The organism is Mycobacterium sp. E3305 (genome assembly GCF_001666785.1).
Classification (GTDB): Bacteria; Actinomycetota; Actinomycetes; order Mycobacteriales; family Mycobacteriaceae; genus Mycobacterium.
The window spans coordinates 1-10,054 of the sequence record NZ_LZJA01000015.1; the positions used below are offsets into that span (position 1 = coordinate 1).

General features: G+C 71.3%; 6 protein-coding genes and 1 pseudogene. 3 read left to right on the forward strand and 4 right to left on the reverse strand.

Features of this window, described 5'->3' with window-relative positions; translation table 11 throughout:
* A partial coding sequence (locus A5701_RS27150) for a PAS domain-containing protein (protein WP_231972746.1) occupies positions 1 to 230 on the reverse strand: 230 nt, incomplete at its 3' end.
* On the opposite strand from A5701_RS27150, the pseudogene A5701_RS01915 reads away from it, so the two are divergent.
* From A5701_RS01915 to A5701_RS01925, 3 genes and pseudogenes are all read left to right on the forward strand, one after another.
* A pseudogene (locus tag A5701_RS01915) lies at positions 147 to 599 on the forward strand (ANTAR domain-containing protein); the annotation flags it as partial. The gene A5701_RS27150 and the pseudogene A5701_RS01915 sit on opposite strands and share 84 nt — an antisense overlap.
* Positions 600 to 618: 19 nt before the next feature.
* Positions 619 to 2,394 (forward strand): ABC-F family ATP-binding cassette domain-containing protein, encoded by a 1,776-nt coding sequence (locus A5701_RS01920; RefSeq protein WP_067747945.1) that lies wholly within the window; start codon positions 619 to 621, stop codon positions 2,392 to 2,394.
* Between the two features lie 5 nt (positions 2,395 to 2,399).
* Complete coding sequence (locus A5701_RS01925) at positions 2,400 to 3,692, forward strand: cytochrome P450 (RefSeq protein ID WP_156669872.1); 1,293 nt, start codon at positions 2,400 to 2,402, stop codon at positions 3,690 to 3,692.
* Here A5701_RS01925 and A5701_RS01930 read toward each other — a convergent pair.
* The 3 genes from A5701_RS01930 to A5701_RS01940 all read right to left on the reverse strand — a co-directional run.
* Positions 3,675 to 4,742 carry a type III polyketide synthase gene (locus A5701_RS01930; protein ID WP_368664924.1) on the reverse strand — a complete coding sequence of 356 codons (1,068 nt, stop codon included), beginning with the start codon at positions 4,740 to 4,742 and terminating at the stop codon, positions 3,675 to 3,677. The genes A5701_RS01925 and A5701_RS01930 overlap by 18 nt on opposite strands.
* A 121-nt stretch (positions 4,743 to 4,863) precedes the next feature.
* On the reverse strand, positions 4,864 to 7,902 hold the full coding sequence (locus A5701_RS01935; protein ID WP_067747952.1) for a type I polyketide synthase: 3,039 nt from the start codon (positions 7,900 to 7,902) through the stop codon (positions 4,864 to 4,866).
* A gap of 1 nt (position 7,903) precedes the next feature.
* On the reverse strand, positions 7,904 to 10,054 hold a 2,151-nt coding region (locus tag A5701_RS01940; protein ID WP_156669871.1), incomplete at its 5' end, for a type I polyketide synthase.

Genomic DNA, 10,054 nt, shown 5'->3' on the forward strand with positions numbered 1-10,054 from the left:
GTGTCGACGATGCGGTGCCGACTGCTGAACGGCTTGCCCCGCATCACGCGGTCCAGGACGGCCGAGGCGCGTTCGCGGTCCTCGGGATGCTTGTGCTTGAGCAGCAGGTCCGTGGTGGGCTCGACCTGCCCGGGCCGGTACCCGTGCATCCGCGCGACCGCGTCCGACCACTCCCAGCGCTGGCCGTCCTGGACCGCGTGATGCGGGGCAAGCCGTTCAGCAGTCGGCACCGCATCGTCGACACCGGGGGCCGCACCCTGTGCGTCGTCGTCGCGGGCGACCGGATGCTCGACGACCACGGCACCGTGATCGGGACGTCCGGGTTCTACGTCGACGTCACCGACTCGCTGCAGACCGACATCAACAAGGTCCTGTCGGCGGTGGCCGACGCCCGCGCCCGAATCGAGCAGGCCAAGGGCGTGCTGATGGCCGCCTACGACATCTCCGCCGAGCGGGCGTTCGACATCCTGGTGTGGCGCTCCCAGGAGACCAACCTGAAGCTGCGCGACCTCGCCAGCCGCTTCCTGGACGCGGTGGCCAGCAAGGCGTCGGCGGAGACCCAGAGCGAAGTCGACCGGGCGCTGCTGACCCTGGAGTAGCCGCAGTAGGGTCGGGCCAGTGGCGCACCTATTGGGAGCCGAGGCCATCCGCCTCGAATATCCGACCCAGCTGGTATTCGATTCGGTCACGCTGGGCGTGAACGACGGCGCGCGCATCGGCATCGTCGGCCGCAACGGGGACGGGAAGTCCAGCCTGTTGCGGCTGCTCACCGGCCAGCTGCGGCCCGACTCGGGCCGCGTGACCCGCCGCAGCGGCTTGCGCGTCGGCGCGCTCAGCCAGGCCGACACCCTGGACCCGGCCCACACGGTGGGCTGGACGCTGGTCGGCGAGGCGGCCGAACACCAGTGGGCCGGCGACCCCCGGGTCCGCGACGTGGTCGCCGGCTTGGTCTCCGACATCGATTGGGACGCAGCGATATCCACGCTCAGCGGAGGTCAGCGCCGGCGGGTGCAGCTGGCCCGGCTGCTGGTCGGCGAGTGGGACGTCATCGCCCTCGACGAGCCCACCAACCATCTCGACATCGAGGGCATCACCTGGCTGGCCGACCATCTCAAACAGCGCTGGGCGCGCAACACCGGCGGGCTGCTGCTGGTGACGCACGACCGCTGGTTCCTCGACGAGGTCGCCACCACGACGTGGGAGGTGCACGACGGGATCGTGGAGCCGTTCGAGGGCGGCTACGCGGCGTACGTGCTGCAGCGCGTCGAACGGGACCGGCTGGCCGCCACCGCGGAAGCCAAGCGGCAGAACCTGATGCGCAAGGAGCTGGCGTGGCTGCGTCGCGGCGCGCCGGCGCGGACCTCGAAGCCCAAGTTCCGCATCGAGGCGGCCAACCAGCTGATCGCCGACGTGCCGCCGCTGCGCAACACCGTCGAGCTGGCCAAGCTGGCCACCGCCCGGCTCGGGAAGGACGTCATCGATCTGCTCGACGTGTCGGTCTCGTTTGACGGCCGTCCGGTGCTGCGCGACGTCGAATGGCGGATCGCCCCGGGCGAACGCACCGGCATCGTCGGCGCCAACGGCGCCGGGAAGTCGACGCTGCTCGGGCTGATCGCCGGGACCATCGCGCCGGACGCCGGACGGGTCAAGCGCGGCAAAACCGTTCAGCTGGCCGTGCTCGACCAGCAGGGCGACGCCCTGGCCGGCCTCACCGACGACCGCATCGCCGACGTCCTGGCCCGGTTGCGCGGCGGCTACGAGGTCGAGGGCCGCGAGGTGACGCCGGCCCAGCTGCTGGAACGGCTGGGGTTCGGGCGCGGCCAGTTGTCCGCGCGCATCGGCGAGCTCTCCGGCGGGCAGCGGCGGCGGTTGCAGCTGATGCTCACGCTGCTCTCCGAGCCGAACGTATTGCTGCTCGACGAGCCGACCAACGACGTCGACACCGACATGCTCACCGCGATGGAAGACCTGCTCGACTCGTGGGCCGGGACCTTGATCGTCGTCTCGCACGACCGCTACCTGCTCGAGCGGATCACCGATCAGCAGTACGCCGTTCTCGACGGCCGGTTGCGGCACCTGCCCGGTGGCATCGACGAGTACCTGCGGCTGGCGGCGCGCGAGGCCGGCGCCGCGGCGGACGGCGGCCCGGCGCCCGCGGAGCCGCAAGGCATGTCCGGGGCGCGGCGCCGGGCCACCGAGAAGGAGCTGGCCGGCGTCGACCGCCAGCTCGCCCGACTGGCCGACCGGATCGCGGACAAACACCACGACCTCGCCCGCCACGACCAGTCGGACCATGTCGGCATCACGCGGCTCACCCGGGAATTGCGGGCGCTCGAGGACGAGGTCGCCGAGACGGAGGGCCGTTGGCTGGAGCTGTCGGAGGCGCTGGAATGACGCCCGTGCGGTACCGGCCCGGCGAGGCCTTGCTGGCGCTGTACCGGCGGCGCGGCCCGGTCATCAACTCCGGCGTCGCCCGGCACGGTTACACCTACCTGCTGGGCGCCGAGGCGAACAAGTTCGTGTTCGCCAACGCCGACGCGTTCAGCTGGCGGTTGACGTTTCAGAACCTCGCCATCGTCGACGGACCCACCGCGTTGATCGTCAGCGACGGCGACGATCACCGGCGCCGGCGCAGCGTCGTCGCGCCCGGGCTGCGGCACCGCCAGATCCAGGACTACGTCGCCACCATGGTGTCCACCATCGACGCCGTGATCGACGGCTGGCGACCCGGGCAACGGCTGGACATCTACTCCGCGTGCCGCTCGGCGGTGCGGCGCAGCACCGCCGAGAGCCTGTTCGGCCCGCGCCTGGCCACCCATTCGGACTTTCTGGGCGAACAGCTGCAGCCGCTGCTGGACCTGACTCACCAACTGCCGCAGTCGGTTGCGCTGCAACGGCGGCTCAACGCCCCGGGGTGGCGACGGGCGGTGGCCGCCCGGAAACGCATCGACGCCCTGGTCGACGAGCAGGTCGCCGCCGCGCGGGCCGAGCCCCGGCCCGACGACCACATGCTGACGATGCTGATCAACGGTCGCGGAGACGAGGGCTACGCATTGGGCGACAACGAGATTCGCGATGCCGTCATCTCACTGATCACCGCCGGCTACGAGACCACCAGCGGCGCGCTGGCATGGGCGATCTACACGCTGCTCTCCGTGCCGGGTGCGTGGGACACCGCGGCCCGCGAAGTGGCGCGCGTGCTCGGTGGACGGCCGCCGGGCGCGGGCGACCTGACGGCGATGACCTACCTCAACGGCGTCGTGCACGAAACCCTGCGGCTCTACCCGCCCGGGGTGATCTCGGCGCGCAAGGTGATCCGCGAGATCTCCTTCGACGGCCACCGCATACCGGCGGGCCGGCTGCTCATCTTCAGCCCATACGTCACGCATCGCATCCCCGAGATCTGGCCCGGGCCAACGCAATTCCGGCCGGAGCGGTGGGACCCCGACGCCCCGGACTACCGCAAGCCCGCCCCACACGAGTTCATTCCGTTCAGCGGGGGCCTGCACCGCTGCATCGGCGCGGCCATGGCCACCACCGAGATGACCGTGATGCTGGCCCGGCTGCTCGCCAGGACCACACTGCGGATGCCGCCTCAGCGCATCCGCGCGGCCAACCTTGCCGCGTTGTCCCCGAAGCCGGGGTTGACCGTCGACGTCGTCGCCACCACCGACCTAGCGCCAGCTCAGTAGCACGAACTCGGCGCTGAATCCCGGGCCCATCGCGAGCATCAGCCCGGGGCCCCCGCCGGGCGGCGGCTTGGCGATGGTGTCGCGCAGGATGTGCAGCACCGACGCCGACGACAGGTTCGCGACCTCGCCCAGCGAGCGCCAGGTCAGCTCGAGGGCGTCCGGGGGCAACTCGAGGGCGTTGCCGATCGCGGTGATGACCTTGGGGCCGCCGGGGTGCGCCACCCAGGCGCCCACGTCGTCCTTGGTCAGCCCGTGGGCACTCAGGAAGCGGCCGACGTCGTCGGCCAGGTAACGGTCGATGAAGTTGGTGAGCTCCGGCGACATCACCAGATGCAGCCCGGCCGAGCTGACGTTCCAGGCCATGACGTGCAGCGATTCGGGGTACAGCCGGCTGCGGGAATCGACGATGTCGGGCCCGCTGGGGCTCAGCCGTTCGGCGCGACGGTCACCGACCGCGACCACGGCGGCCGCCCCATCCCCGAACATCGCGGTGCCCACCAGGCCGGACACGGTCGGCTTGACCGCCGGGAAGGTTAGCGAGCACAGCTCGACCGACACCAGGACCGCGACGCCGTCCGGGGCGCCGCGCAGGTAGTCGTGCAGGCGGCCCACCCCCGCCGCGCCGGCCGCGCAACCGAGCCCGAACAGCGGCACCCGGCGCACGTCCGGGCGAAGGCCGAGCCGTCCGGCGATCCGCGCGTCGAGCGACGGGACCGCCACCCCGGTGACCGTGGTGGTGGCGATCATGTCGATGTCCCGTGGCTGCAGGCCGGCCTCCTCGAGCGCCCCCAGCAACGCTTCGCAGCCCAGTTCGACGGCGTGTTCGATGAACACCTCGTTGGCCTCACCGAAATCGGTGAGCGACGGGTAGCGCTCCAGCGGCAGGACCAGGTGGCGGCCGTTGACCTTGGCGGCGGCGTGCAACCGCCGGACGATCTCCTCGTGTTCGGCCAGAGCCGGCAATTCGACGAGCTGGTCCGTAATTTCGGCCTGGCTGTAACGATGCGGGGGCAACGCTCCGAAAACACCCGCGATGACGCTCATGCCCAACCCTTTTGCCCGCGTCCCAGCTCGAATGGGACATTCGCCGATTTCCGAAGTTTAAGCAATCGGCGGTTATTCGGCAAAAGTTTGAAGTATTCGACGTGTGTCTTATTGCTTCGGCATTTTTTCATTCGGAGTCCTGGTTTTTCAGTGCCATCGCGATGAGGGCGTCGGGGCTCAGCGAGTCGATGGGATCGGTGACCGGTTGGGCCACAACGCTTTCCGGGCCGCCGGCGAGCAGGAGAAGTTTGTCGAGCAATCCGGTCCTCCTCAGCTCGGCGAGCGGAATGTTGCGCAGCGAGGACCACACCTTTTCCTCGTCCGATTCCCGGTCCTCGCCGCGGAATAGCTGCTGGCGCAGATGGTCGGCCAGCGCGGCGGGAGTGGGATAGTCGAAGATCAGGGTTCGCGACAACGCCAACCCGGTCGCCGTCGTGAGCCGGTTGCGCAATTCGACCCCGGTCATCGAGTCGAAGCCCAGGTCGGCAAAGGCGCGGTCGCGACCGATGGCCCGCGCGTCCGGATGTCCCGCGACGGCGGCCGCGTGCTCGCAGACCAGCTCGGCCAGCCGCCGCTGTTGCTCCTCGGGCGCCAGGCGGTGTAGCTGCTCGGCCAGATTCGGGGACCGGGTCGCGTTGGGGCGGAGCACATCCTGCGTGCCACCCAGCCAGAACCGTTGGCGGGCAAAGCCGTACGTCGGCAGGTCGACGCGTCGACCCCCGGAGTCGGCCAACACGGCCGGCCAGCCGACGGCCACCCCGGCGGTGAACAGGCGGCCGGCCGCGATCAGCAGCGACTCGGCCTCGGCGCCGTCCTTGGGCAGGGTGGTCACCGAGATCGGCCGCTCGGAGGTCAGTGACTGGTCCACCGCCGCGCTCAACCCGCCGCCAGGGCCCACCTCCGCGAACGCCGTCACCCCGAGGGTCTCGGCGGCGCGCACGCCGTCGAGGAAGCGCACGGGCCGGCGCACGTGCTCGACCCAGTACCGCGCGGACCCGTAGCCGGGGCCGGCCGGCTCCCCGGACACGTTGGATATCAGGCAGATTCGCGGCTGTTGCGGCTCGATGTCGGCGATCCGGCGCGCGAACTCGTCGAGCATCGGTTCCATCAGCGCCGAATGAAACGCGTGCGAGACCGCCAACCGGTGTGTGCGCCTGCCGCTTTCCGCCAACCGATCCGTCAGGCCGGTGACCGCGGCGCGCTCGCCGGACAGGACCACCGCATTGGGGCCATTGACCGCCGCGATGCCGACACCGTCGCCGAGCATCGGGGCGACCTCCGCCTCGGTGGCGCTCACCGCCACCATCACCCCGCCGGCCGGCAGCGCCGCCATCAGCCGGCCGCGCACCGCCACGATGCGCGCCGCGTCGCCCAGCGCCAACACCCCCGCCACATGCGCCGCTGCGATCTCGCCGACCGAATGACCCAGCACCACCTCGGGAGTCACCCCCCAGGATCGCCACAGCGCCGCCAGGGCGACCTCGAGCACGAATAAGGCCGGCTGCGCGAACTCGGTGCCGCGCAACAGCTCCGCGTCGGTGCCCCACATCACCTCGCGCAACGGCGACCGCAGGTGGGGATCCATCGCGGCCGCGGCCTCGTCGAAGGCACGCGCGAAGGCCGGGAACCACCGGTGGAGTTCGCGACCCATTCCCGGCCATTGGGAGCCCTGGCCGGGGAACACGAAGGCGATCTTGGCCGCGGGCCCGGCCCGGCCGGCGATCACGCCGGGGGCGGGCTCCCCGGCGGCCAGGGCCACCAGTTCGCGCGTCAACTCTTCGGAATCGCCGCCGACCAGCACCGCCCGCCGCTCGAACACCGAGCGCGTCGTCGCCAGCGACCACGCCACGTCCGCGGGGCTCACCCCCGGCTCGGCCACCCACTCCGCCAGCCGGCGCGCCTGGTTGGCCAGGGCCCGCCCCGAGCGGGCCGACAGCACCCATGCGAGCGGCGGTTCGTGCGGTTCGGCGGGCGTATCCGGTTGCGGCGGGGCCTGTTCCACGACGACGTGTGCGTTGGTGCCGCCCATCCCGAAGGACGACACACCGGCGCGGCGCGGGCGCCCCGCCGCCGGCCAGGGCAGCGCGGCGGTGTTCACGCGCAGGTGTTCGAGTTCGGGATTGCCGTCGGCGTAGTTCAGGCTCGGCGGCAGCACCGAATGTCGCACGGCCAGTAAGGCTTTGAGCAGGCCCGCTATCCCGGCCGCGCCGCCGGCGTGACCGATGTTGGTCTTGACCGAACCCACGTGCACTGCGCGCTCGCGCGCCGCGAACACCTCGCCGAGCGCCTGGGCCTCAACCGCGTCGCCGACCTTGGTGCCGGTGCCGTGGGCCTCGATGTAGTCGATGTCGCCGGCGCCGAGGCCGGCGGTGGCGAGCGCCCGCCGGATCACGTCCGCCTCGGCGGAGACGGAAGGCACGGTATGCCCGGCTGCGCTGTGCCCGGCGTTACCGACGGCGCTGCCGCTGATGACCGCGTGGACGCGGTCCCCGTCGCGCAGGGCCGCCGGCAACGGCTTCAGCAGGACCAGTCCCCCGCCCTCGCCGCGCACGTAACCGTCCGCGCGCCGATCGAACGCATAGGTGTGACCGGACGTCGACAGCGCACCGAATTCGCGCTCCAGCATTGCGGTTTCGTCGGCCAGGTTCAGGTGAACCCCGCCGGCGATCGCCAGCGCCGACTCGCCGGCGCGCAGGCTTTCACAGGCGAGGTGCACGGCGAGCAGCGACGACGATTGGCCGGAGTCGACGGTCATGCTCGGCCCGCGCAAACCGAAGGCGTACGAGACCCGGTTGGCGATCATCCCCCGGCTGATGCCGGCGAACGAGTGGTGGTCGAGGTTGTCGGCGATGTCGCGCAGCGTGAGGACCGCGTAGTCGTCGGCCATCGCCCCCACATACACCGAAACGTTGGTGCCACGAATGCTTTCGGGTACCACGAACGCGTCCTCGAAGGCTTCCCAGGCCAGTTCGAGGGCCAGCCGCTGGCGAGGGTCCATCGCGCACGCCTCGCGCGGCGAGAGGTTGAAGAAGTCGGCGTCGAACTCCGCGACGTCCCCGGGCAACCGCGTCGCTTCCCGGCCGTTGCGGATCAGATCCCAGAACTCGCGCGGGTTTGCCGCGCCGGGGAATCGGCACGCCAGGCCGATGACTGCGACGTCCGTCATGCTAGGGGCCGATCTCTTCGTCGAGGATCGCGAAGAGTTGGCTCTCGGTGGCGGTGGCGATGTCGTCGTCGAACGGGTCGTCCGGCTGCTCCGGGTAGTGCACTTCCGCCGGCCCCGTCAGCGAGCGCAGCAGGCCTTCCAGCCGGGTGACCAGCTGCGCCTTGTCGCCTGGGCTCCAGTCGGATTGCCCGAGCAGCGCCTGCAATTCGCGGGCCACGTCGTTGAAGCGGGCCATTCGGTCGGGCGGCGCACCGGCCGTGCCGGTGGTCAGCTGGCCGTCGAGATGCTCGGCCAGCGCCGCCGGCGTCGGGTAATCGAAGATCACCGTCGGCGAAAGGGTCAGGCCGGTCGCGATCTTGAGCCTGTTGCGCAGCTCCACGGCGGTCAACGAGTCGAACCCGAGGTCCCCGAAAGCCTGGTCGGCGTTGACGTCGGCGGTGCTGTGCCCCAACACCGTGGCGGCGTTGCCGCACACCAGGTCGATCAGTTCGCGCCGGCGCTGCTCGGGGGCCAGGCCGTCCAGCCGCGCCCGCAGGCCGGTCAACGACACCATGTCAGTGGGGTCGAGGACCCGTCGGGCGCGCCGAATGGCCAACTGGCTCAACAGCGGTGGCAGCGCGGCGCCGGCGTGCGCCAGCGCGGCGGTGTCGAGCCGGGTGGCCACGACGACGGGCGGCTCCGTCAGCAGCGCGGCGTCGAGCAGGCCGAGCGCCTGCCGGGTGGACAGCGGGGCGAGCCCAGCGCGGCTCATCCGCGCCTTGTCGCGGTCACCCAGGTGCCGGGTCATGGCCGACGCCTCTTCCCACATCCCCCAGGCGATCGACAGGGCGGGCAGGCGATGGGCGTGGCGGTAGGCCGCCAGTCCGTCGAGGAAGCTGTTGGCCGCGGCGTAGTTGCCCTGACCCGGCGCCCCGACGATCCCCGCCATCGACGAGAACAGCACGAACGCCGAAAGATCCAGATCCCGGGTCAGCTCGTGCAGGTGCCACGCCCCGTCGACCTTGGACCGCAACACCGTGTCGATACGCTCCGGTGTCAGGGACGCGATCACCGCGTCGTCGAGCACCCCCGCGGCGTGAAATACGCCGCGCAGCGGGAAGCGCTCCGGCACCCGCGCCAGCAACCCGGCCACGGCGTCCCGGTCGCCCACGTCGCAGGCCACCACCGACACCTCGGCGCCCGCCTCGCGCAGCTCGGCGACCAGCCCGGACAACCCGTCCGCCCGCTCACCGCTGCGGCTGACCAGCATGACGTGCGGTACCCGGTAGCGGTCGACGAGGTGCCGGGCCACGGCCGAACCCGCCATGCCGGTTCCGCCGGTGATCAGTGCGGTGCCGCCGCCCAGCCCGGCCGGCCCGTCGGGCATCGTGAGCACCACCTTGCCGATGTGGCGGGCCTGGCTCACGAACCGGTACGCCTCCGCGGCGCAACGCACGTCGAAGGCCTTGACGGGCAGGGGCTTTAGAGCTCCGGTCGCGAACAGGCGCAACAGTTCGGCCGACATCACCGCGATGCGGTCCGGGCCGGCCTCCATCAAGTCGAACGCGCGGTAATAGATCTCGGGGTGCGCCGCCGGGTCGCGCAGGTCGGTCTTGCCCATCTCGATGAAGCGCCCGCCGCGGCCCAGCAACCGCAGCGACGCGTCGGTGAACTCGCCCGCCAGCGAGTTCAGCACGACCTCCACGCCGACTCCGCCCGTGGCCGCGGAGAACTTCTCCTCGAACTCCAGCGTCCGCGAATCCGCGATGTGATCGTCGTCGATGCCCATGGCGCGCAGGGTGTCCCACTTGCCGCGGCTCGCGGTCGCGAAAACCTCGGCCCCCCAATGCCGGGCCAGCTGCACGGCCGCCATGCCGACGCCGCCGGCACCGGCGTGCACCAGCACCCGCTCGCCGGCGCGCAGGCCCCCCAGGACCGACAACCCGTAATACGCCGTCAAGAACACCACCGGCACGCCCGCGGCCTGCGCGAACGACCAGCCCGACGGCAGCGGCGTCACCAGCCGGCGATCGACGACCGCCTCGGACCCGGTCAGGCCCAAGATGCCCATCACCGCGTCGCCTACCGCCAAATCCGTGACGCCGGAGCCGATCTCGGTCACCAGGCCGGCACCCTCCGCGCCCAGCTGCGCGGCACCCGGGTACATGCCCAG